A 22,970-nucleotide genomic window follows, 5' to 3' on the forward strand; every position below is an offset into this window, starting at 1 on the left:
TCCTCTGGCCTGGACCTTCGGGTCGAGCGCCTGAGATGCCCAAACTGCTATGCAGCAAGGGCAAGCCTGCCTCACACGTCAGACCTGGCCTAACCGCCAGCAGTGCACGTCACCCCTGACGAGCCTTCACCGGCTGCAGACGAGCACACCCCTTTCCTTTTTTGTGTCACGTCATTCGAGCTTGCATCGAATGCGTCGCTGTTCCCGCAGCATTAGCGATTACACTTGATTGTCGCCTGATGACGAGAGTGCCATGGCCGGGCTGATTCCCCAGAGTTTTATTGACGACCTCCTCAACCGCACCGACATCGTCGACGTGGTGAGTTCGCGTGTAAACCTGAAAAAGTCCGGCAAGAACCACACGGCCTGCTGCCCGTTCCACAAGGAGAAGACCCCCTCCTTCAGCGTCAGCCCCGACAAGCAGTTCTACTACTGCTTCGGTTGCGGCGCCGGCGGCAACGCCCTGGGCTTCATCATGGACCACGACAACCTGGACTTCCCCCAGGCTGTCGAAGAGCTGGCCAAGGCCGCCGGCATGGAAGTGCCGCGCGAAGAGAGCAGCCGCGGGCAAAAGCCCCGCCAGCCCACCGATTCGCCGCTGTACCCGCTGCTCGAAGCCGCTGCCGAGTTCTATCGCCAGGCCCTGAAGAACCACCCGACACGCCGCTCGGCCGTCGAATACCTCAAGGGCCGCGGCCTGTCCGGCGAAATCGCCCGCGACTTCGGCCTGGGCTTCGCGCCGCCGGGCTGGGACAACCTGTTCAAGCACCTGAGCAGCGACGCCCTGCAGCAAAAGGCCATGGTCGACGCCGGCCTGCTGATCGAGAATGCCGAGACCGGCAAGCGCTATGACCGCTTCCGCGACCGCGTGATGTTCCCCATCCGCGACAGCCGTGGCCGGGTCATCGCCTTCGGCGGGCGGGTGCTGGGCGACGACAAGCCCAAGTACCTGAACTCCCCCGAAACCCCTGTGTTCCACAAGGGCCAGGAGCTCTACGGGCTGTACGAGGCACGCAAGTTCAACCGCAACCTCGACGAGATCATCGTGGTCGAGGGCTACATGGACGTCATCGCCCTGGCCCAGCAAGGTTTGCGCAATGCCGTGGCCACCCTTGGCACCGCCACCAGCGAAGACCACCTCAAGCGCCTGTTCCGCGTGGTGCCCAGCGTGCTGTTCTGCTTCGACGGCGACCAGGCCGGCCGCAATGCCGCCTGGCGCGCCCTGGAAGCCACGCTGTCGAGCCTGCAGGACGGGCGCAAGGCGCGCTTTCTGTTCCTGCCCGAAGGCGAAGACCCGGACACCCTGGTGCGTGCCGAGGGCACCGACGCCTTCCGTGCGCGCATCAACCAGCATGCCCAGCCGCTGGCCGATTACTTCTTCCAGCAACTGACCGAAGAAGCCGACCCGCGGTCGCTCGAAGGCAAGGCGCACATGGTGACCCTGGCCGCGCCGTTGATCGACAAAGTGCCCGGTGCCAACCTCAAGGCCCTGATGCGCAACCGCCTGCGCGAAATAACCGGCCTGGACCTGCACCAGGTCGAACAGCTCGCCCACAGCGCCCCCAGCGAGGCGCCACCGGCGTACGACCCGGGCATCGACTACGATGCGATTCCCGACTACAGCCCGGATTACAGCGACTTCCACCAGCCCGAGCATTTCCAGCCGCAGCAGCAACAATGGACACCAAGCCAGGGCGGGCAGAAGAAGAAGTGGGAAGGCAAGCCCTGGGACAAGAAGGGCAAGCCGTGGGACAAGAACGGCAAACGCGACTTCCAGCCACCGCCGCGGGTGCCGACGTCGGTGGAACCGCCGACCTTGAGCGCCCTGCGCACCCTCATGCACCACCCACAACTGGCCAAGAAGGTCGAGGATGCCAGCCATTTCGCCGCTGAAGAGCATGTGTATGCCCAGTTGCTGGTGGCGTTGCTCGAAGCCTTGCAAAAGAATCCTGAGCTACGCTCCTTACAGCTGATCGCGCGTTGGCACGGCACCGAACAGGGCCGATTGTTGCGCGCATTGGCAGAAAAGGAATGGCTGATCGATGCCGACAACCTTGAACAACAGTTTTTCGACACCATAACTAGCTTGTCCGCTCGCCAACGCGAGCGCAGCCTGGAACATCTGCTCAGGAAAGCACGTCAAAGTGAGTTGAGCGCAGACGAGAAAAATCAGCTGCGTGACCTGTTAAGCCGGAATGTTCCCGCACAAACCCCGACCTCAACTGGCGCGTGAGGTCCTAGCTCGGGTATAATCCTCGGCTTGTTTTTTGCCCGCCAAGACCTTCAGTGGATAGGGTGTTATGTCCGGAAAAGCGCAACAGCAGTCTCGCATCAAAGAGTTGATCACCCGCGGTCGTGAGCAGGGCTACCTGACTTACGCGGAGGTCAACGACCACCTGCCAGAGGATATTTCAGATCCGGAGCAGGTGGAAGACATCATCCGCATGATCAACGACATGGGGATCAACGTATTCGAGAGTGCTCCGGATGCGGATGCCCTTTTGTTGGCCGAGGCCGATACCGACGAAGCCGCCGCCGAAGAAGCTGCCGCAGCGTTGGCGGCCGTGGAGACCGATATCGGTCGCACGACAGACCCGGTGCGCATGTACATGCGTGAAATGGGTACCGTCGAGCTTCTGACCCGCGAAGGCGAAATCGAAATCGCCAAGCGTATCGAAGAAGGTATCCGTGAAGTGATGGGCGCCATTGCGCACTTCCCGGGCACCGTCGACTACATCCTCGGCGAATACGACCGCGTCACCACCGAAGGTGGCCGTCTGTCCGACGTGCTCAGTGGCTACATCGACCCGGATGACGGCATCGCGCCGCCGGCCGAAGTACCGCCGCCTGTCGATCCGAAAGCCCCGGCCAAGGCCGATGCGGACGACGACGAGGAAGAAGAGAAGGAAGGCGCCAGCGATGAAGAGGACGAGGTCGAAAGCGGCCCCGATCCGGTCGTCGCCCAGCAGCGTTTCGGCGCTGTCGCCGACCAGCTGGAAGCAACCGCCAAGGTCCTGAAGAAGCACGGTCGCCACAGCAAGCAAGGCATTGCCGAGCTGCTGCAACTGGCCGAGCTGTTCATGCCGATCAAGCTGGTACCCAAGCAGTTCGAAGTACTGGTTGAGCGCGTGCGCAGCGCCCTGGAGCGCCTGCGCGCCCAGGAACGCGCCATCATGCAACTGTGTGTGCGTGATGCCCGCATGCCACGTGCCGACTTCCTGCGTCTGTTCCCGAGCAACGAAGTGGACACCACCTGGAGCGGCGATCTGTCCAAGCGCAGCGCCAAGTGGGCCGAAGCACTGGGCCGCCTGGACGCCGATATCGTGCGTTGCCAGCAAAAGCTGATCGACCTGCAGGAAGAGACCGGCCTGACGATCGCCGAGATCAAGGACATCAACCGTCGCATGTCGATCGGTGAGGCCAAGGCCCGCCGCGCGAAGAAAGAGATGGTCGAAGCCAACTTGCGTCTGGTGATCTCCATCGCCAAGAAGTACACCAACCGTGGCCTGCAATTCCTCGACCTGATCCAGGAAGGCAACATCGGCTTGATGAAAGCGGTGGACAAGTTCGAATACCGTCGTGGCTACAAGTTCTCGACCTATGCCACCTGGTGGATCCGTCAGGCGATCACTCGCTCGATCGCCGACCAGGCCCGCACCATCCGTATTCCGGTGCACATGATCGAGACGATCAACAAGCTCAACCGCATTTCCCGGCAGATGCTGCAGGAAATGGGTCGTGAACCGACCCCGGAAGAGCTGGGTGAGCGCATGGAGATGCCTGAGGACAAGATCCGCAAGGTACTGAAGATCGCCAAAGAGCCGATCTCCATGGAAACCCCGATCGGTGACGACGAAGATTCGCACCTGGGTGACTTCATCGAGGACTCGACCATGCAGTCGCCAATCGATGTGGCCACGGTCGAAAGCCTGAAGGAAGCGACCCGGGACGTGCTCTCCGGCCTGACCGCACGTGAAGCCAAGGTGCTGCGCATGCGTTTCGGTATCGACATGAACACCGACCACACCCTCGAAGAGGTAGGCAAGCAGTTTGACGTGACCCGCGAGCGGATCCGTCAGATCGAAGCCAAGGCGTTGCGCAAGCTGCGCCACCCGACGCGAAGCGAGCATCTGCGCTCCTTCCTCGACGAGTAATGACGAACCCCGGCAAATGCCGGGGTTTTTCTTTTTCAGGCCCTGACGTTTTAACCCCTGCGTTCTTCGCTCTTCGGTCAAACCCCCGTCTACACTCGAATCTATCCACTTGAGTGACGAGGCCGCTATGCCCAGACTGCCGGCCCTCGTGCTGCCCCTCCTGCTGATGTGGAGTGCAGCGGCCGGCGCCTTGACCCTGAACGACGAAGAGAAAGCCTGGCTCAGTGCGCATCCGCAGCTGCGCCTGGGCGTCGACGCATCCTGGCCACCCTTCGAATACCGTGACCAGGACGGCAAGTACCAGGGATTGGCCGCCGACTACATTGCGTTGATCCAGGAGCGCCTGGGTGTTGTGTTCACGCCGATCGAGCCGAGCAGTTGGTCGGCCGTGCTCGAACAGGCCCGGCAGGGCCAGCTGGACCTGCTGCCCGGCATCATGTCCACCCCCGAACGCCAGGGCTACCTGGCCTTCACCCGCCCTTACCTCGACTTCCCCATCGTGATCCTGGCCCACGAAGGCGGGCCCAGGCCCCGTGACCTCAAGGAGCTGTACGGCCTGAAAGTCGCCGTGGTGGAGAACTACGCCCCACACGAACTGCTGCGTACCCACCACCCCGACCTCAACCTGGTGGCGCTGCCCAATGTCAGCTCGGCGCTTCAGGCCCTGGCCACCGACGAAGTCGATGCCGTGGTCGGCGACCTCGCCTCCAGCGTCTGGAGCCTGCGCCAGCTAAAGCTCGAAGGGCTCTACGTCAGCGGCGAAACCCCTTACCGCTACCAGCTGGCCATGGCGGCCCCGCGCCAACAGAAGATGCTGATCGGCATCCTCGACAAGGTGATTGCCGACATGAGCCCGGCCGAGCTCAGTCATATCCAGGAGCGCTGGGTCGGCAAAGTGCTGGAAAACAGCAACCGCTGGCGCGACCTGCTGCTCTACGGCCTGCCCGGCATCCTGCTGCTGGTGGCGATACTGGCGGCGGTGATGCGCGTCAACCGCCGGCTAAGCTCGGAAATTTCCCGGCGCATAGCCCTGGAACAGGAGCTGCGCAGCAGCGAGTACCACTACCGCGGCCTGGTCGAGAGCCTCTCGGCGATTGCCTGGGAAGCCGATGCCAACAACTTCACCTACAGCTATGTCTCGCCCCACGCCGAAGACCTGCTTGGCTACCCGATCAGCCAATGGCTCAAGCCCGGCTTCTGGCGCGACATCCTGCACCCGGACGACGCCCTCTGGGCACAGGCCTACTGCGACAGCGAAACCGCCGCCGGCCGGGACCACAGCCTGGACTACCGGGTGATCCGCGCCGATGGCAGGGTGCTGTGGGTACGCGACATCGTCAGCCTGATCGAGCATGGGCACACCCCGGTGATGCGCGGGCTGATGATCGACATCAGCGAAACCAAGAACACCGAGCAGGCCCTGCGTCTGTCGGAGCAGAAGTTCGCCTCGGTGTTCCAGCAATGCCCCGACATCCTGCTGATCGCCCGGGTCAGCGATGGCTGCCTGCTGGAGGTCAACGAAGCCTTCGAGGACCAGATCGGCCTGAGCCAGGACCAGGTGATCGGCCGCACCGCCGCCGAGCTCAACCTGTGGGGCATCGAAGACCAGGGGCCAGCCCCGCTGCAGCGCCTGCAGGGCGGCAACATCCGCAACCTCGAAATGCCTTTTCGGCGCAGCAACGGCCAGCTGTTCACCGGGCTCACCTCGGCGGAGATATTCGACCTGGACAGCACCCCGGCGCTGGTGGTGGCGGTGCGCGACATCAGCCAGCTCAAACAGACCCAGGAGCAACTGCAGACCTCCGAAGAAAAGTTCGCCAAGGCCTTCCACGCCTCGCCTGACGGCCTGCTGCTGTCGCGCCAGAGCGACGGGCTGCTGATCGAGGTCAACGACGGGTTCTGCCGCATCACCGGCTTCGATAGCCAGGTACTGGACCACAGCACCCTGGAGCTGGGCATCTGGGTAGACCTCAACGAGCGCCGGCAACTGCTCGAGCTGCTGAACCGAAACGGCTTCGTACGCGACTTCAGCTGCCACATCCGCCGCGCCGACGGGCAGATCCGCCTGTGCGAAGTCTCGGCGCGGCCGCTGCCGATTGCCGGCGTGGACTGCATGCTGACCATCGCCCGCGACATCACCGAGCGCCATCTGATGCAGGAAAAACTGCAACTGGCGGCCACTGTGTTCGAAAACACGGCCGAAGGCGTACTGATCACCGACATCGACCAGCACATCAGTGCGGTCAACCGCGCGTTCAGCGAAATCACCGGCTACAGCGAGTTCGAAGCGCTGGGCCAGACCCCGCGCCTGCTCGCCTCGGGCCAGCACGACAGCGCCTTCTACGCCGCCCTGTGGCACCAGCTGACCGCCGAGGGCCACTGGCAGGGCGAAATCCAGAACCGGCGCAAGAGCGGCGAGCTCTACCCTGCGTGGCTGACCATCAGCGCCGTGCGCAACCACGAGCGTGAGATCACCCACTTCGTCGCCGTGTTCGCCGACATCTCCAGCCTCAAGCATGCCCAGGCCGAGCTCGACTACCAGGCCCACCACGATCCCCTCACCGGCCTGCCCAACCGCACCCTGTTCGAAAGCCGGCTGCAGGCCGCCCTCAGCAGCACGCAGCCTTCGGGTCGCCAGGGCGCGGTACTGTTCCTCGACCTGGACCGCTTCAAGCACATCAACGACAGCCTCGGCCACCCGGTCGGCGACCTGCTGCTCAAGGCAATCGCGCAGCGCCTGAAAGAACAGGTGCGCGACAACGACACCGTGGCACGCCTGGGCGGGGACGAATTCATCATCCTGCTGCCCGGCCTGCACCAGCCAAGCGATGCCGAGCATATCGCCAACAAGCTACTGGCCTGCTTTGGCGCGCCGTTCCAGGCCGGCGAACACGAGTTCTTCACCAGTGCCAGTATCGGCACCAGCCTGTACCCCCAGGACGGCACCGACGTGGCCTCGTTGATCCGCAACGCCGATGCGGCCATGTACCGCTCCAAGGCCAAGGGGCGCAACCGGGTCGAGAGCTACACCCGCGACCTGACCGCCCAGGCCGCCGAGCGCATCGCGCTGGAGCACGAACTGCGCCGCGCCATCGAGCGCAAGGAACTGAGCCTGAGCTACCAGCCCAAGTTCAGCCTCAAGACCCAGAGCCTGGTGGGCGCCGAGGCACTGATTCGCTGGCGCCACCCGACCTTCGGCGACGTACCGCCGGAGCACTTCATCTCGCTGGCTGAAGAAAACGGCATGATTCTGCAGCTGGGCGACTGGGTGCTGGAGCAGGCGTGCCGGCAGATGCAAGCGTGGAAGCACAGCTACCTTGCGTTCGGGCCACTGTCGGTCAACCTGGCGGGCGCGCAGTTGCGTCAGCCGTTGCTGGTACAGCGCATCGAGCAATTGCTGCGCACTCACCAGCTCAAGGCGGGTGACCTGCAGCTGGAGATCACCGAGAACTTCATCATGAGCCAGGCCGAGGAGGCGCTGGCCATCCTGCACCAGCTCAAGCGCATCGGTGTACAACTGGCCATCGACGACTTCGGCACCGGCTACTCCTCGCTCAGTTACCTCAAACGCCTGCCTCTGGACATCCTCAAGATCGACCAGTCGTTTATCCGCGGCCTGCCGGATGACCCGCACGATGCGGCGATTGCGCGGGCGATCATTGCGCTGGGGCGCAGCATGCAGCTGACCATCATCGCCGAGGGCGTGGAGAACCAGGCGCAGCAGCAATTTCTGGCGGCCGAGGGTTGCGAACAGATCCAGGGCTACATCGTCAGCCTGCCGCTGGCGGCGCCTGAATTCGCCGCGACCTTTCTACGCCGGGCAGTTTCGGATCTTTCGGATAGCACAGCCTCGAAACCCTCGCTATAATCCGCGACCACTGGGGCCTATAGCTCAGTTGGTTAGAGCAGAGGACTCATAATCCTTTGGTCCACGGTTCAAGTCCGTGTGGGCCCACCATACTCAAAGCCGCGCATTGCGCGGCTTTTGCGTTTTTGGCGGGATCGCCTCAAATACGCAGTGCTCATTGGCAACTCGTAAACCCGAGTGCGAGCCGGGTCCTTTCCTCATCCGTTTTTGTGGGGCCGGCATCGCCTACGCCGCTCGGCCTGACTTTTGCTCGACGACTATTCGCACACAATCTACTCGTCAGCCGGCTCGAAGCGCTCGCCGCGAAACACCCGACGTGGATTGCCACGCTCGATGCGGTGATGGAACAACCGCCGCTCCGCGCGCAGTTCGCTGTCGACCTGCTCTGCCTGTTGCGCCAGGCGTTGCCCGATGAGCAGCAGCGCCAAGCGTTTGTTGGCGTGCTGGCTACGCTCGCTCTGTACCTTGACGCTGACGCCGCTGGCCAGGTGCGTGGCGCGCACTGCCGAGTCGGTGGTGTTGACATGCTGACCACCCGGCCCGGACGAACGCAAGGTCTCGAAGTGGATCTCGCTCGACAATTCCGGTGCCGGTGGCGCAAACCGTGCGCCCCCAAAGAACCAGTTCTTGCGCGCATGCCCCGGCCGGTACGGACTGCTGCACGTCCATTGCAGCGAGCCCGTCCAGTGATCCGCCAGGCGCTCGGCCTGCTCGCCATCCAGTGCCAGCAACACCGAGCGCAAGGTACCGCGCCGCGGCCCCGGCTCTTCTTCGAGTATCCGTACCGCCACGGCCTGGGCATCCGCTTCGGCCTGCAGCCTGAGCAATGCCTTGGCCACTGCCAGGGCACATTCTTCCGGCCCCTGAGCCGCCGAGAGTTGCAGCAGGATCATCAGCAGCACCCTCCGCGCGTCTTGTAGGTCAGCACCGGTTTCAGGCGTGCCAGCACGCGAACCAACCCCGCTTCACGCAAGGCACCCACCACCGAGCCGATAGCCTTGTAGGCCTCCGGCGCTTCCTCGTAGATCAGCGCCCGGTCGGCGCAGATCACGCGGCTGCCTAGTGCCGTACGACTCAGTTGCTCAACGCTGTAGCGCGAGGCGAGGCGGTCCTTGCACTCGCTGCGCATCCATTTGCGTCCGGCGCCATGGGCCAGGGACAACAGGCTGCGCTCGTCGGCGATCGGCTGTACCAAGTAGCTGTAGTCGCCGCGCGAACCAGGGATCACCACCGCCCCCTGATCCGACGGTGTGGCGCCTTTGCGATGCAGCCAACCATCGAGCCCGTCGACCTGCGCTGGCGACACCAGGTTGTGGTTGATGTCGAGCAGTACATCGCCATCGGCACGCAAGCGGTCGAGCATGCGCCGGGCAATCAACTGACGGTTGGCTTCGGCAAAACGCAGCGCGCCGTCGTGCCGGCCCAGGTAATAAGTGCTGGCCTCACTGCCCGCCTCCAGCCCGTGATGACCGAACAGGTCGACCTGCTCACGCAAGATCGCCTCGCCCAAACCACGCGAGCCGCTGTGCACCAGCAACAGCAGGTGTTTGCGCTCGATGCCCAAGGCTGCCAGGGCCGCATCGTCGTAGCTTTCATCAAGTTGCTGCAGCTCGGCGAAGTGGTTACCACCACCAATGGTGCCTAGAGAACGCTCGTGCCCCGTGGCAGGCAAACCGAAGCTGGCGACGGCCTCCTGCCACGTCTCGTCGAGCGGCAGGTCGAGGTTGCCAAGGCGTTTCTCCAGCTTGTCCAGATGCAGCTTGGCGGTCGGGATGTCCGTACGCCACAGCGCCATGCCACAGCCGATGTCATTGCCGACCAGCGCCGGGTACAAACGCCCCACGGAAAAGAATGCCGCGCCGACCGGATAGCCACGCCCCGGATGCAGGTCCGGCATGCCGGCCACCCGATGCATGCCCCCTAGGCGAGCGGTGGTTTCGAGTTGTTGGATCGCTTTTCCTTCGATCCAGGTGTCGTCCGCGGCGACCAATACGGCGCCGTCGGACAAATTGCGAATGCAAGTGCCCATAGTCCAATCCTGATGGGTTGAAACAAAAAGATGTTCGGATTGGCAGGCCAGAGGCCGGGCGTTGCGGTACCGCTAACGAGTAGCGGCGAATGCGTTCAAGCCAGGCGCGACCTGCAAAGGGTGATCAACTGTTGCATGATGTACCTCCTTTGCTGTCGGGTGAGAGAAGGCGGGCATCTTAGGTGGGTAATTGCCACCCTGCAACAACCTTGATCACATTTTTACCAGGAGAACAACGTCATGGCCGCAAAACCTGACCGCTCCGCGGTACAAAAAACATACCCTGGCGGTACAGTGCCCAGCTTCCAACCATTTCGCCAATTACGCTAAACACTAGTCCGTGTGGGCCCACCATACTCAAAGCCGCGCATTGCGCGGCTTTTGCGTTTTTGGCCCTCAGAACTTCACAATCACGCCCCCAAACTGGCCGCATACACCCCCGGCGTCTTCCCATAGTGGCGCTGAAACAACCCGATGAACGCCGACACCGAGTCATACCCCAGTTCATTCGCCAGCCGAGTCACGCTCATGCCCTGCGCCAGCAACGGCAATGCGGCCAGCAAGCGCAGGCGCTGGCGCCATTCACGGAATGAAAGCTGGGTCTGCGCCTGAAACAGGCGCACCAGGGTGCGCCGCGATGCCCCCACCTGCTGCGCCCATTGCTCGAGGGTGCGGTTGTCCCCAGGCTCGGCCTGCAGTGCATCGGTGATCCGGCGCAGGCGCGGGTCGCTGGGCAGCGGCAGGCTGAACGGTGCTTCGGCCAGCCCCTGCAACTCGTCCACCAGCACCTGCAGCAGGCGCGCCTGCGGCCCGTCGTCAGGGTAGTCGGCGGGAAAGTGGCTGACCCGTTCGATCAGCTCGCGCACCAGCGGCGTCACCTGCAGTACCGCGCAGTCACGGCGAGCGCCCGGCAGCACCGCGGCATCCAGGTACAGCCCGCGAAACGCCAGCGCCTGCTCGCTGAACGCCGTGTGCTGCACCCCCGGCGGAATCCACAACGCGCACTGCGGCGGCAGCAGATAGCTGTGGCGCTCGGTCAGCACCTGCATGATCCCGGCGCTGGCATAGGTGAACTGCACCCAGTCATGGCTGTGCATCTGCACTTCATAACCTGCCGGTATGCCGAACATGCGCCGCTGCACCGGGCGCGAAAGCGCCAGCGGTACGGGTGGCACCTGCGGTATCTGTCCCGCTTGCGGCATCAGCTGTCCCCTTTGCTCAAGTGAGCCAAAAGTGCCGATGGTAGCCTGCGCCGCGACCCGTTGCACAACCTGATCGGAGACTTGTCGATGAGCACCCATGTACGTCAAAACCGCCTGACCATTCCCGCCATCCAGCAGCGCAAGGGCGCCGGCAGCCTGGTGGTGCTGACCGCCTACAGCCTGCCCATAGCCCGCTGGGTGGATGCCCATGCCGACCTGATCATCGTCGGCGATTCGGTGGGCATGGTGCTGTACGGCATGCCCAGCACCCTGGGCGTGACCCTGGACATGATGATTGCCCATGGCCAGGCGGTGATGCGCGGGGCAGAGCGCGCCTGCGTGGTGGTCGACCTGCCGTTCGGCTGCTATCAGGCCTCGCCGGAGCAGGCATTTGTCAGCGCCGCCCGGGTGCTGCGCGAAACCGGTGCACAGGGAATCAAGCTCGAAGGCGGCGCCGAAATGGCCCACACCGTCGAATTTCTGGTGCGCCGTGGCATTCCGGTGATGGCGCACGTGGGCCTGATGCCGCAGCAGGTCAACAGCATGGGCGGCTTCAAGGCCCAGGGGCGGGATGAACAAAGCGCAACCAAGGTGCGCGACGATGCCTTGGCCATGCAGGCGGCGGGGGCGTTCTCGGTGGTGCTCGAGGGCATCGCCGAGCCGCTGGCCCGCAGCCTGAGCGAAGCGTTGCACATCCCCACCATCGGCATTGGCGCATCCCCTGCGTGCGATGGGCAGGTGCTGGTGACCGAGGACCTGCTGGGCCTGTTCGGCGAGTACCAGCCGCGCTTCGTCAAACGCTATGCCGAGCTGCAACCGCAGATCGAACAGGCACTGGAGCACTACGCCCGCGAGGTGCGCAGCGGGGAGTTCCCGGGGCTGGAGCACTGCTTCAAGGCCGCGCCCTGATAGCACCGGCGTGGACAGTGGGTCGATTAGCTGCCTTAATCGGCCCACTTCCCAAGCGAAAGAAACGATCCCTGTCCATGCCCACCCGCCCTGTCGCCCTCGATGAAATCGACCGTCAACTGATCGCCGCCCTGCAGATCAATGCCCGCGAAAGCGTGGCCATGCTTGCCCGGCAACTGGGCATTGCCCGCACCACCGTGACCTCGCGCCTGGCGCGCCTGGAGAAAACCAACGTCATCAGCGGTTACGGCGTGCGCCTTGGCCAGCGCGTGATCGACGGCGGCCTGCAGGCCTATGTGGGCATCACCGTGCGCCCCCGCTCGGGCAAGGAGGTGGTACGCCGCCTGAGCGCCATGGGGCAGATCCAGCAGTTGTGTGCGGTCAGTGGCGAGTTCGACTATGTGGCGTGGCTGCGCAGCGATTCGCCCGAACAACTGGACCAGTTGCTCGACCAGATCGGCAGTGTCGAGGGCGTGGAGAAAACCACCACCTCGATCATCCTCAGCAGCAAGGTGGACCGCGGCCAACCGGTTTGACATGGGTTAGCGGGGAACAGATAGGGCCCTTCGCTGGCAAGCATGCTAACGGTGCTCGCAAACCTGTAGGAGCCGGCCTTGCCGGCGAAGGCATCACTCTGCTCAAGCATCCCGTCATAATGACAAAAATACCCACAAAACGACGACACTCTGCATCTTAATAACCAACACCCTCCCCTCGTAGAATGACCGCCAGCATTTCCTATACTCAAGCTCCGCTCCCCGCGCAGCCCTGGCAAGGTCTCCCATGAACAAGAACAATCGCCACCCCGCCGACGGCAAAAAACCGGTCACCATCTTCGGCCCGGACTTCCCCTTCGCCTTCGACGACTGGATCGAGCACCCGGCCGGCCTGGGCAGCATTCCCGCCGAGCGCCACGGTGAGGAGGTGGCCATCGTCGGTGCCGGCATCGCCGGCCTGGTGGCCGCCTACGAGCTGATGAAGCTGGGCCTCAAGCCGGTGGTGTACGAGGCGTCGAAAATGGGCGGGCGCCTGCGCTCGCAGACCTTCTCCGGCGCCGAAGGCATCGTCGCCGAGCTGGGTGGCATGCGCTTCCCGGTGTCTTCCACGGCCTTCTATCACTACGTCGACAAGCTGGGCCTGGAGACCAGACCCTTCCCCAACCCGCTGACCCCCGCCTCCGGCAGCACGGTGATCGACCTCGAGGGCCAGACCCACTACGCCGAAAAACTCAGCGACCTGCCGGCACTGTTCCAGGAAGTGGCCGATGCCTGGGCCGATGCGCTGGAGGATGGCGCACGCTTCGGCGACATCCAGCAGGCAATCCGCGATCGCGACGTGCCGCGCCTGAAGGCGCTGTGGAACACCCTGGTGCCGCTGTGGGACGACCGCACCTTCTACGACTTCGTCGCCACCTCCAAGGCCTTCGCCAAGCTCAGCTTCCTGCACCGCGAAGTGTTCGGCCAGGTGGGCTTTGGCACCGGCGGCTGGGACTCCGACTTCCCCAACTCGATGCTCGAGATCTTCCGCGTGGTGATGACCAACTGCGACGATCACCAGCACCTGGTGGTGGGCGGTGTCGAGCAGGTGCCCCTGGGCATCTGGCGGCATGTACCGCAACGCTGCGCCCACTGGCCGCAAGGCACCAGCCTCAGCTCGTTGCACCGTGGCACGCCACATTCAGGGGTGAAAAGCATCGCCCGCGCCGACGATGGGCGCCTGGCCGTCACCGACACCTGGGGCGTCACCCGCCATTACGCCGCGGTGCTCACCACCTGTCAGAGCTGGCTGCTGACCACCCAGATCGAGTGCGAGGAGTCGCTGTTCTCGCAGAAGATGTGGATGGCCCTGGACCGCACCCGCTACATGCAGTCGTCCAAGACCTTCGTGATGGTCGACCGCCCGTTCTGGAAGGACAAGGACCCGCAGACCGGCCGCGACCTGATGAGCATGACCCTCACCGACCGCCTCACCCGCGGCACCTACCTGTTCGACAACGGCGACGACAGGCCGGGGGTGATCTGCCTGTCGTACTCGTGGATGAGCGATGCGCTCAAGATGCTGCCGCACCCGGTGGAAAAACGCGTGAAACTGGCGCTGGACGCCCTGAAGAAGATCTACCCCAAGGTCGATATCGCCGGGCACATCATCGGCGACCCGATCACCGTGTCGTGGGAAGCCGACCCGCATTTCCTGGGGGCGTTCAAGGGCGCCCTGCCCGGCCATTATCGTTACAATCAGCGCATGTACGCGCACTTCATGCAGCAGGACCTGCCTGCCGAGCAGCGCGGCATCTTTATCGCAGGCGACGACGTCTCCTGGACCCCGGCCTGGGTCGAAGGCGCGGTGCAGACTTCGCTCAACGCGGTATGGGGCATCATGAACCACTTCGGTGGCCGCACCCACGCCGACAACCCCGGCCCTGGCGATGTATTCAACGAGATCGGCCCGATCGCCCTGGCCGACTGAAAGGAGAGACCCATGCGCATAGCCCTGTACCAGGGCCAGCCCCACCCGATGGACGTGGCCGGCAACCTCGAGCGCCTGCACCAGCAGGCGCAGCTGGCGGCGGCACGCGGCGCCGAACTGCTGGTGTGCCCCGAGATGTTCCTCAGCGGCTACAACATCGGCAGCGAAGCGGTCGCACGCCTGGCCGAGCCGCAGGACGGCGCATCGGCCATGGCCGTGGTGGAAATTGCCCAGGCCAACCGCATCGCCATCGTCTACGGCTACCCCGAGCTTGGCGAGGACGGCCAGGTGTACAACAGCGTGCAGTTGATCGACGCCCACGGCAGCAGCCTGGCCAACTACCGCAAGACCCACCTGTTCGGCGGGCTGGACCGCGCCATGTTCAGCCCCGGCCCCGACCATTTCCCGGTGGTCACGCTCAATGGCTGGCAGCTGGGCCTGTTGATCTGCTACGACATCGAGTTCCCGGAAAACGCCCGCCGCCTGGCCCTGGCCGGGGCCGAGCTGATCGTGGTGCCGACAGCCAACATGCAGCCCTACGATTTCATCTGCCAGTTCACCGTGCGCGTACGCGCCCAGGAGAACCAGTGCTACCTGGTGTATGCCAACTACTGCGGCGCCGAGGAGCAGATCCACTACTGCGGCCAAAGCAGCATCATCGGCCCGGACGGCAGCCTGCTGGCCATGGCCGGGCATGAGCCCACGCTGCTGGTGGCCGACCTCGAGCTGCAACGGGTGCACGAAGGCCGCGCCAGCACACCGTACCTGCACGACCTGCGTGTGGAACTCCACGGCGGCCCGCGCAAGCACTGATTTATCCGCTAGCATGACGGTTCGCACGTTACCGGAGCCGTCATGTCCTGCGCCCACCTCACCCTGCCCAACGGCCTGCACGTCACCCTGCGCCATGCACCGCGGCTCAAGCGCTGTGCAGCGGCAGTGCGGGTACGCGCCGGCAGCCACGATGCTCCCAACGCCTGGCCGGGGCTGGCGCACTTTCTCGAACACCTGTTCTTTCTCGGCAACCGGCGCTTTGCCATCGACGACGCCCTGATGCGCTACGTGCAGCGCCAGGGCGGCCAGGTCAATGCCAGCACGCGGGAGCGCACCACCGACTTCTTCTTCGAAGTGCCGGCTGCCGCCTTCGAGGGGGGCATCGAGCGCTTGTGCGAAATGCTCGCCAACCCCCAGGCCGACCCTGCGCAACAGCTGCGCGAGCGCGAAGTGATCCATGCCGAGTTCATTGCCTGGGCGCGCAACCCCGAAGCGCAGCGTCAGCACGCACTGCTGCAGAGCGTGTCGGCGCAGCATCCGCTGAGCGGTTTTCACGCTGGCAACCGCTACAGCCTGCCGGTACCCGACGCGGCCTTCCAGAGCGCCCTGCAAGCCTTTCACCAACGCTACTATCAGGCCGGGCAGATGACCCTGAGCCTGGTCGGCCCACAGCCGCTGGCCACCCTTGAAGCCCTGGCCATGCAGTACGGCGCCGTCTTCGCACCCGGGCAGGCCACCGAACAAGGCCCGGCACCGGCGCTGCAGCTTCGCGCTGCGCGGGTTGAACAGCTGCCCGGGCAACGGGATGTGCTGCTCGGCTATGAACGGCTGCCCGCTGGCGCTGCCCAGGCGATCGCCTTTCTCGACACCTGGCTTTCGGACACCCGCCCGGGCGGGCTGCTGGCCGCTTTGCGCGAACGGCGCTGGCTGGAGGATTTCAGTTTTTCGGCATTGCATCAGTTCGCCGCACAGGCACTGCTGCACGCGCGCTTCAAGCTCAATGACGCGGCACCTGCCGACCAGGTCGAAGACCTGTTCCGGGATTGGCTGAGCTTCTTGCGCGATGCCGACCTGACGGCGCTGAACAGCGAATATGCACGTATCCAGCAGGCACGCGCGCTGGCCGCCGGCGCCCTGGAACTGGCGCGCCGCGACAGCAGCGGCCAGCCATTCAGTGCACTCGACGCCCAGGGCCTGGCGGCACTGCAAGGCCTGCTCGAACCCTTCACCGAGCAAGCCCGCCAGCCCTGGCGACTGCCACCTGCCGAGCCCTTGCTGGCCGTCGGGTTCAGCGATGCACCCGCCACGCCGACACCCGCCGGGGTTATCCACAGCCCGGCGCTGCCGGCCGTGCTGCAGTACGGCGTGATCTACCTGCGCTGGCAGGTGCGCTCGGCGTTGCGCGCGCGGCTGTGGCGCGTACTCGAAGGTGCCCTGCGCCCACTGGTCGAGCGCGCCACCCGCGCCTCGGTGGAGCTGCAATGGAGCGAGTGCGAGCACCTCTGGCAACTGCGCTGCGCCGGGTCACCGCCCGCCGTGGTCGCAGTCGTCGAGCAGGCATTGGCGCTGCTGCGCCTGCCTGCCGCCCAGGACTGGAGCGCAGGCTCAGGTACCGAGCCGGCGCTGATCCCGATCCGCCTGCTGCTAAAGCAGTTGCCGGGCTATATCGTCGGGCGTGACCCGGGGCCATTGCCGACCTGCCTGATCGCCCAGCCCGAGCTGGATGCGCTCTGGCAGCATGCCCGCTGGCAGGGCATGACCTGCGGCTTCACCGAAGCGGTGCAGCCGACGCTGAATGCGCTGCTGGCCCAGGTACCGGGACAGCCGGGCATGGCCGAGCCGATAACCGGCGATGCCACAGGGCCCTGGCAGCATGTGCCGCTGCCCGAAGGCGAGCACGCACTGCTGGTGTTCTGCCCCGCCCCGCCCGGCAGCGAGGCGGTGTACCGGCTGCTGGCACATCGACTGCAAGGGCCCTTCTACCAGCGCCTGCGGGTGGAGCTGCAACTGGGCTATGCAGTGTTCAGCGCATTGCGCCAGGTGCAGGGCCATACCGGCCTGCTGCTGGGCGTGCAGTCGCCCAAGGCCGACCCGGCACAGATTCTCGAGCACATGCGCTGCGTGGTCGCAGGCTTCACCCATGACATGACCGATGATGCCGAGGCGCGTCAGGCCCTGGCGGCGCAGTTCCACGAACCGGACATGGGCAATGCCGACGTCGCCGAATGGGCCTGGCAGGCCCGGCTGGCCGGCAGCGACACCCCCAGCCTGGACACGCTGCGACAGCAGCTGCTGGCCGTCACCGCACAGCAGCTCGAACACGCCGCCCGGCACCTGTTCGACAACGCCCTGTACCTGGCCAGCGCCGCACAGGGCGGATTGTTACCGGCAACGCAACAGCCTTTCTCGCAGGTTTAACCAAACTGTCCATTAATTTTAGTAAGATGGCGCTACCCGGGCCGTTGTAACCCCTTGTTTCAAAGGGGGGCCTAAATATGTAGCCACCCGCCCCCAGACCTATCCGGAAGGAGTACTCCCATGTGGACCAAACCTGCTTACACTGACCTGCGTATTGGCTTTGAAGTGACCATGTATTTCGCAAGTCGCTGAGTCTGCTTGCGGTACAACGCCTCGGTCAGCCGGGGCGTTTTCATTTTTGGACGCAGCAGGAGTGGCCATGTACATCCAGATTCTAGGTTCCGCCGCCGGCGGCGGTTTCCCGCAGTGGAACTGCAACTGCGACAACTGCAAGGGCTTTCGCGACGGCACCTTGCGCGCCAGCGCACGCACCCAGTCCTCGATCGCACTGTCCGACGACGGGGTGCACTGGGTGCTGTGCAACGCCTCGCCGGACATCCGCGCGCAGCTGCAAGGCTTCGCCCCCATGCAGCCGGCCCGCGCCCTGCGCGACACCGGGATCAACGCGATCATCCTGCTCGACAGCCAGATCGACCACACCACCGGCCTGCTCAGCCTGCGCGAAGGTTGCCCGCACCAGGTGTGGTGCACCGACATGGTCCACCAGGACCTGAGCACCGGCTTCCCTCTGTTCACCATGCTCAGCCACTGGAACGGTGGCCTGCAGTGGAACCGCATCGAGCTCGAAGGCAGCTTCGTGATCCAGGCGTGCCCGAACCTGCGCTTTACCCCGTTCCCGCTGCGCAGCGCCGCGCCGCCCTACTCGCCGCACCGCTTCGACCCGCACCCGGGCGACAACCTGGGGCTGATGGTCGAAGACCTGCGCACCGGCGGCAAGCTGTTCTACGCCCCGGGCCTTGGCCAGTTCGACGACAAGCTGCTGCAACTGATGCACGACGCCGATTGCCTGCTGGTCGACGGCACGCTGTGGGAGGATGATGAGATGCAGCGCCGCGGTGTCGGTACCCGCACGGGCCGCGAGATGGGTCACCTGGCACAGAATGGCCCCGGCGGCATGCTCGAGGTACTCGAAGGCTTCCCCGACCAGCGCAAGGTACTTATCCACATCAACAACACCAACCCGATTCTCGATGAAGACTCCGCCGAGCGCGCCGAACTGGCCCGCCGCAACGTCGAAGTGGCCTTCGACGGCATGAGCATCGAGCTGTAGGAGCCCCCATGAGCGAAGCCGTACCGCTTTCCCCCGCCGCGTTCGAGCAGGCCTTGCGCGCCAAGGGCGCCTACTACCACATCCATCACCCCTACCACGTGGCCATGTATGAAGGCCGCGCCAGCCGCGAGCAGATCCAGGGCTGGGTCGCCAACCGCTTCTACTACCAGGTCAACATCCCGATGAAGGATGCGGCGATCCTGGCCAACTGCCCGGACCGCGAGATCCGCCGTGAGTGGATCCAGCGCCTGCTCGACCACGACGGCGCCCCCGGCGAAGACGGCGGCATCGAAGCCTGGCTGCGCCTGGGCCAGGCCGTGGGCCTGGACCCCGACCAGCTACGCTCGCAGGAGCTGGTGCTGCCCGGCGTGCGCTTCGCGGTCGACGCCTACGTCAACTTCGCCCGCCGTGCCAGCTGGCAGGAAGCGGCCAGCAGCTCGCTGACCGAACTGTTCGCCCCGCAGATCCACCAGTCACGCCTGGACAGCTGGCCACAGCACTATCCCTGGATCGACCCGGCCGGCTACGAATACTTCCGCACCCGCCTGGGCCAGGCCCGGCGCGATGTGGAGCATGGCCTGAGCATCACCCTGCAGCACTACACCACGGTGCAGGGTCAACAGCGCATGCTGGAGATTCTTCAGTTCAAGCTCGATATTCTGTGGAGCATGCTCGACGCCATGAGCATGGCCTATGAACTGAACCGCCCGCCCTACCACAGCGTCACCAGCGAGCGGGTGTGGCACAAGGGGATCACCTTATGAGTTTCGACCGTTCGAAGACGCCGCACTGGCGCCCCGGCTACCGCTTCCAGTACGAACCGGCGCAGAAGGGCCATGTGCTGCTCTACCCCGAAGGCATGATCAAGCTCAACGAAAGCGCCGCGCTGATTGGCGGGCTGATCGACGGCAAGCGCGATGTGGCCGCGATCATTGCCGAGCTGGACGTTCAGTTCCCCGGTGTACCCGAACTCGGTGACGACATCGAGCAATTCATGGAGGTCGCCCGTGAGCAACACTGGATCGTCCTTGAGTGAGGTACCGGCCAAGCCCGCAGTCGACCTGCCGCTGTGGCTGCTGGCCGAGCTGACCTACCGCTGCCCGCTGCAATGCCCGTACTGCTCCAACCCGCTGGACTTCGCCGAGCAGGGCAAGGAGTTGAGCACCGAGCAGTGGTTCAAGGTGATGGCCGAGGCGCGTGAAATGGGCGCCGCGCAACTGGGCTTTTCCGGCGGCGAGCCACTGGTGCGCCAGGACCTGGCCGAGCTGATCGGCGAGGGGCGCCGCCTGGGCTACTACACCAACCTGATCACCTCCGGCATCGGCCTGACCGAACAGAAGATCGCCGACTTCAAGCGCGCCGGGCTGGACCACATCCAGATCAGCTTCCAGGCCAGCGACGAACAGGTCAACAACCTGCTGGCCGGCTCGAAGAAAGCCTTCGCGCAGAAGCTGGAGATGGCCCGCGCGGTCAAGGCCCACGGCTACCCGATGGTGCTGAACTTCGTCACCCACCGGCACAACATCGACAAGATCGACCGCATCATCGAGCTGTGCATCGCCCTGGAAGCCGACTTCGTCGAGCTCGCCACGTGCCAGTTCTACGGCTGGGCCAAGCTCAACCGCGCCGGCCTGCTGCCCACCCGCGCGCAGCTGGAGCGCGCCGAACGCATCACCAACGAATACCGCGAGAAGCTGCAGGCTGCGGGCAACCCGTGCAAGCTGATCTTCGTCACCCCCGACTACTATGAAGAACGGCCCAAGGGCTGCATGAACGGCTGGGGCAGCATCTTCCTCACCGTCACCCCGGACGGCACCGCACTGCCGTGCCATGGCGCACGCCAGTTGCCGGTACAATTCCCCAACGTGCGCGAACACAGCATGCAGCACATATGGTATGACTCGTTCGGCTTCAACCGTTTTCGCGGCTACGACTGGATGCCCGAGCCGTGCCGCTCCTGCGACGAGAAAGAAAAGGACTTCGGCGGCTGCCGCTGCCAGGCCTTCATGCTGACCGGCGACGCCAGCAATGCCGACCCGGTTTGCGCCAAATCGGCGGACCACGGGATCATCCTCGCTGCTCGGGAGGAGGCCGAAACCGCCACCCAGACCATCGACCAGATGACCTTCCGCAATGATCGAAACTCCCGTCTCATCGCCCGCGGCTGAGCGTTTCAGCGCACAACAGGCGGTTGCCGCCGGCACCGACTACGCCGAACTCAAGCGCAGCCCACTGGGGCTGTTCTGGAACGAGTTTCGCCCCCAGGACGGCGGTTGCCGCATCTGGCAGTGGCGTGACGGCCAGGCCCGCTGCCTGACCCCCGACGGCTTCAGCGTGCGCAGCCGCGTCTACGAGTATGGCGGCGGCGGTTTCTGCCTGAGCGACGACGGGCTGGTGTTCGTCAACGAAGCCGACCAGCAGCTCTACAGCCAGGGGCTCGGCGGCGGGCAGCCGCAGCCGCTGACCCACGGCCAGTGCCGCTACGGTGACCTGCGCTGGGGCGCCGGCCAGGTGCTGGCGGTTGAAGAAGACGCCGATGTGCACCGGCTGGTATCGATCGCCGCCGGCACCCGCACGGTACTGGCCGAAGGCGCCGACTTCTATGCCGCTCCCACCCTCAGCGCCGACGGCCAGCGCCTGGCCTGGATCGAATGGAGCCGCCCGCACCAACCCTGGACTTCCACCCGCCTGCTGTGCGCCGAACGCCGCGATGCACACACCTGGGAAGCGCCGCGCTGCATCGCCGGCAGCGAGGCGCAACCGGAATCGCTGCAGCAGCCGCGCTTCGATGCCGACGGTTGCCTGTACTGCCTGTCGGATCGTGACGGCTACTGGCAACCCTGGGGCGAAACCCCGCAGGGCTGGGCAGCACTGCCGGCCGAGCGCGCCGACCATGCCGGCGCACCGTGGCAACTGGGCGCCAGCACCTGGCTGCCCCTGGACGGCGGCGGGTATCTGGCGAGCTGGTTCGAGGGCGGCTTCAGCCGCCTGGGCGTGCATCATGCCGATGGCACCCTGGAAGACTTCAGTGACGTCTACACCCGCTTTCGCTGCCTGGAGATCGACGACCGGTACCTGTATGCCATCGCCGCCTCTGCCATCAGCACGCCCGCCGTCATCGCCATCGACCGCCACAGCCATGCCGTTCAGGTGCTGGCCGGCGGTGCGATGCCCTTGCCCAGCGAACAGGTCAGCCAGCCGCGCAGCATCACCTACCCCAGCGGCGATGCCCAGGCGCACGCCTTCTTCTACCCGGCCATGAATGGTGTCGAGGCGCCGCCGCTGGTGGTGTTCGTGCATGGCGGACCGACCTCGGCGTGCTTCCCGGTGCTCGACCCGCGCATCCAGTACTGGACCCAGCGCGGCTTTGCAGTGGCCGACCTCAACTACCGTGGCAGCAGCGGCTATGGCCGCGCCTATCGCCAGGCCCTGCACCTGCGCTGGGGCGAAGTGGACGTGCAGGATGCCTGCGCGGTGGTCGACTTCCTGGCCGGGCAAGGGTTGACCGACCCGACGCAGGCGTTCATCCGCGGGGGCAGCGCCGGGGGCTACACCACGCTGTGTGCGCTGGCGTTCCAGAATGTGTTCCGTGGCGGGGCGAGCCTGTACGGGGTCAGCGACCCGCTGGCGCTGACGCGCGCCACGCACAAGTTCGAAGGCGATTACCTGGACTGGCTGATCGGCGACCCGCAGCAGGATGTGCAGCGTTATCAGGCGCGCACACCACTGCTGCATGCCGCGCAGATCAAGGTGCCGGTGATTTTCTTCCAGGGCGAACTGGATGCGGTGGTGGTACCGGAGCAGACCCGTTCGATGCTGACGGCGCTGAAGGCCAACGGGGTGCGTGCCGAAGGGCATTTCTACCCGACCGAGCGGCACGGGTTCCGGACGGCAGCGAACCTGGCGCATGCGCTGGAAGAAGAGTGGAAGTTCTACCGGGAGGTACTGGGCCAGTCTTGATGCCCCCATCGCGGGTCAA

At 64.9% G+C, this 22,970-nt stretch carries 17 protein-coding genes and 1 tRNA gene; 15 read left to right on the forward strand and 3 right to left on the reverse strand.

What is annotated here, in order from left to right; all coding sequences use genetic code 11:
• The first annotated feature begins 253 nt into the window (after positions 1-253).
• The 4 genes from dnaG (at position 254) to FW760_RS05285 (ending at position 8,112) form a co-directional block, all read left to right on the forward strand.
• Positions 254-2,233, forward strand: a complete 1,980-nt coding sequence (gene dnaG, locus FW760_RS05270; protein WP_043863743.1) for a DNA primase — start codon at positions 254-256, stop codon at positions 2,231-2,233.
• Between the two features lie 67 nt (positions 2,234-2,300).
• Complete coding sequence (rpoD, locus tag FW760_RS05275) at positions 2,301-4,154, forward strand: RNA polymerase sigma factor RpoD (protein WP_043863742.1); 1,854 nt, start codon at positions 2,301-2,303, stop codon at positions 4,152-4,154.
• Positions 4,155-4,281: 127 nt separating this feature from the next.
• Positions 4,282-8,022: an EAL domain-containing protein gene (locus FW760_RS05280; RefSeq protein ID WP_446443677.1), complete on the forward strand. Its 3,741-nt coding sequence runs from the start codon at positions 4,282-4,284 to the stop codon at positions 8,020-8,022.
• A gap of 13 nt (positions 8,023-8,035) precedes the next feature.
• Positions 8,036-8,112 (forward strand) — tRNA-Ile (locus FW760_RS05285).
• A gap of 182 nt (positions 8,113-8,294) precedes the next feature.
• Here FW760_RS05285 and prfH read toward each other — a convergent pair.
• The 3 genes from prfH to FW760_RS05300 form a co-directional block, all read right to left on the reverse strand.
• Positions 8,295-8,915 carry a peptide chain release factor H gene (gene prfH, locus FW760_RS05290; protein ID WP_446443678.1) on the reverse strand — a complete coding sequence of 207 codons (621 nt, stop codon included), beginning with the start codon at positions 8,913-8,915 and terminating at the stop codon, positions 8,295-8,297.
• A complete protein-coding gene (locus tag FW760_RS05295; RefSeq protein WP_286898798.1) occupies positions 8,915-10,051 on the reverse strand; it encodes an RNA ligase RtcB family protein in 1,137 nt (378 codons plus the stop codon). Before FW760_RS05295 ends, prfH begins: the two co-directional genes overlap by 1 nt.
• A 410-nt stretch (positions 10,052-10,461) precedes the next feature.
• Positions 10,462-11,253 (reverse strand): AraC family transcriptional regulator, encoded by a 792-nt coding sequence (locus FW760_RS05300; RefSeq protein WP_236177180.1) that lies wholly within the window; start codon positions 11,251-11,253, stop codon positions 10,462-10,464.
• 87 nt (positions 11,254-11,340) lie between these two features.
• On the opposite strand from FW760_RS05300, the gene panB reads away from it, so the two are divergent.
• The 11 genes from panB to FW760_RS05355 all read left to right on the forward strand — a co-directional run bounded on the left by panB (position 11,341) and on the right by FW760_RS05355 (position 22,951).
• On the forward strand, positions 11,341-12,162 hold the full coding sequence (gene panB, locus FW760_RS05305) for a 3-methyl-2-oxobutanoate hydroxymethyltransferase (RefSeq protein ID WP_446443679.1): 822 nt from the start codon (positions 11,341-11,343) through the stop codon (positions 12,160-12,162).
• Between the two features lie 77 nt (positions 12,163-12,239).
• Positions 12,240-12,698, forward strand: a complete 459-nt coding sequence (locus tag FW760_RS05310) for an Lrp/AsnC family transcriptional regulator (protein WP_054915967.1) — start codon at positions 12,240-12,242, stop codon at positions 12,696-12,698.
• Positions 12,699-12,945: 247 nt separating this feature from the next.
• Entirely contained in the window at positions 12,946-14,628 is a 1,683-nt protein-coding gene (locus tag FW760_RS05315) for a flavin monoamine oxidase family protein (RefSeq protein WP_043863697.1), read from the forward strand.
• A gap of 12 nt (positions 14,629-14,640) precedes the next feature.
• Positions 14,641-15,441 (forward strand): carbon-nitrogen hydrolase family protein, encoded by an 801-nt coding sequence (locus FW760_RS05320; RefSeq protein WP_043863696.1) that lies wholly within the window; start codon positions 14,641-14,643, stop codon positions 15,439-15,441.
• A gap of 42 nt (positions 15,442-15,483) precedes the next feature.
• A complete protein-coding gene (pqqF, locus tag FW760_RS05325) occupies positions 15,484-17,820 on the forward strand; it encodes a pyrroloquinoline quinone biosynthesis protein PqqF (RefSeq protein ID WP_446443680.1) in 2,337 nt (778 codons plus the stop codon).
• A 120-nt stretch (positions 17,821-17,940) separates the two neighbouring features.
• The gene (gene pqqA, locus FW760_RS05330; protein WP_008365141.1) at positions 17,941-18,012 is read left to right on the forward strand and encodes a pyrroloquinoline quinone precursor peptide PqqA; all 72 of its coding nucleotides are present in this window, start codon (positions 17,941-17,943) and stop codon (positions 18,010-18,012) included.
• 67 nt (positions 18,013-18,079) lie between these two features.
• Positions 18,080-18,991 carry a pyrroloquinoline quinone biosynthesis protein PqqB gene (gene pqqB / locus FW760_RS05335; protein WP_078480867.1) on the forward strand — a complete coding sequence of 304 codons (912 nt, stop codon included), beginning with the start codon at positions 18,080-18,082 and terminating at the stop codon, positions 18,989-18,991.
• Positions 18,992-18,999: 8 nt separating this feature from the next.
• On the forward strand, positions 19,000-19,755 hold the full coding sequence (pqqC, locus tag FW760_RS05340; protein ID WP_054915971.1) for a pyrroloquinoline-quinone synthase PqqC: 756 nt from the start codon (positions 19,000-19,002) through the stop codon (positions 19,753-19,755).
• Positions 19,752-20,027 carry a pyrroloquinoline quinone biosynthesis peptide chaperone PqqD gene (gene pqqD / locus FW760_RS05345; RefSeq protein ID WP_043863692.1) on the forward strand — a complete coding sequence of 92 codons (276 nt, stop codon included), beginning with the start codon at positions 19,752-19,754 and terminating at the stop codon, positions 20,025-20,027. Before pqqC ends, pqqD begins: the two co-directional genes overlap by 4 nt.
• Entirely contained in the window at positions 19,999-21,159 is a 1,161-nt protein-coding gene (gene pqqE, locus FW760_RS05350; RefSeq protein ID WP_446443681.1) for a pyrroloquinoline quinone biosynthesis protein PqqE, read from the forward strand. Before pqqD ends, pqqE begins: the two co-directional genes overlap by 29 nt.
• Positions 21,125-22,951, forward strand: coding sequence for a S9 family peptidase (locus tag FW760_RS05355; protein ID WP_446443682.1), 1,827 nt, complete (start codon positions 21,125-21,127; stop codon positions 22,949-22,951). The genes pqqE and FW760_RS05355 overlap by 35 nt, the downstream gene beginning before the upstream one ends.
• The last annotated feature ends 19 nt before the right edge of the window (positions 22,952-22,970 follow it).

This window comes from Pseudomonas sp. 1176_21 (assembly GCF_052850635.1).

Excerpts from the sequence above, each read along its gene's own strand:
- FW760_RS05300 (WP_236177180.1), bottom strand. The coding sequence starts at position 11,253 with ATGCCGCAAGCGGGACAGATACCGCAGGTGCCACCCGTACCGCTGGCG.
- FW760_RS05320 (WP_043863696.1), top strand. The coding sequence starts at position 14,641 with ATGCGCATAGCCCTGTACCAGGGCCAGCCCCACCCGATGGACGTGGCC.
- pqqF (WP_446443680.1), top strand. The coding sequence starts at position 15,484 with ATGTCCTGCGCCCACCTCACCCTGCCCAACGGCCTGCACGTCACCCTG.
- FW760_RS05315 (WP_043863697.1), top strand. The coding sequence starts at position 12,946 with ATGAACAAGAACAATCGCCACCCCGCCGACGGCAAAAAACCGGTCACC.
- FW760_RS05280 (WP_446443677.1), top strand. The coding sequence starts at position 4,282 with ATGCCCAGACTGCCGGCCCTCGTGCTGCCCCTCCTGCTGATGTGGAGT.
- prfH (WP_446443678.1), bottom strand. The coding sequence starts at position 8,915 with ATGATCCTGCTGCAACTCTCGGCGGCTCAGGGGCCGGAAGAATGTGCC.
- pqqB (WP_078480867.1), top strand. The coding sequence starts at position 18,080 with ATGTACATCCAGATTCTAGGTTCCGCCGCCGGCGGCGGTTTCCCGCAG.
- dnaG (WP_043863743.1), top strand. The coding sequence starts at position 254 with ATGGCCGGGCTGATTCCCCAGAGTTTTATTGACGACCTCCTCAACCGC.
- FW760_RS05355 (WP_446443682.1), top strand. The coding sequence starts at position 21,125 with ATGATCGAAACTCCCGTCTCATCGCCCGCGGCTGAGCGTTTCAGCGCA.
- FW760_RS05295 (WP_286898798.1), bottom strand. The coding sequence starts at position 10,051 with ATGGGCACTTGCATTCGCAATTTGTCCGACGGCGCCGTATTGGTCGCC.
- rpoD (WP_043863742.1), top strand. The coding sequence starts at position 2,301 with ATGTCCGGAAAAGCGCAACAGCAGTCTCGCATCAAAGAGTTGATCACC.
- pqqD (WP_043863692.1), top strand. The coding sequence starts at position 19,752 with ATGAGTTTCGACCGTTCGAAGACGCCGCACTGGCGCCCCGGCTACCGC.
- panB (WP_446443679.1), top strand. The coding sequence starts at position 11,341 with ATGAGCACCCATGTACGTCAAAACCGCCTGACCATTCCCGCCATCCAG.
- pqqC (WP_054915971.1), top strand. The coding sequence starts at position 19,000 with ATGAGCGAAGCCGTACCGCTTTCCCCCGCCGCGTTCGAGCAGGCCTTG.
- FW760_RS05310 (WP_054915967.1), top strand. The coding sequence starts at position 12,240 with ATGCCCACCCGCCCTGTCGCCCTCGATGAAATCGACCGTCAACTGATC.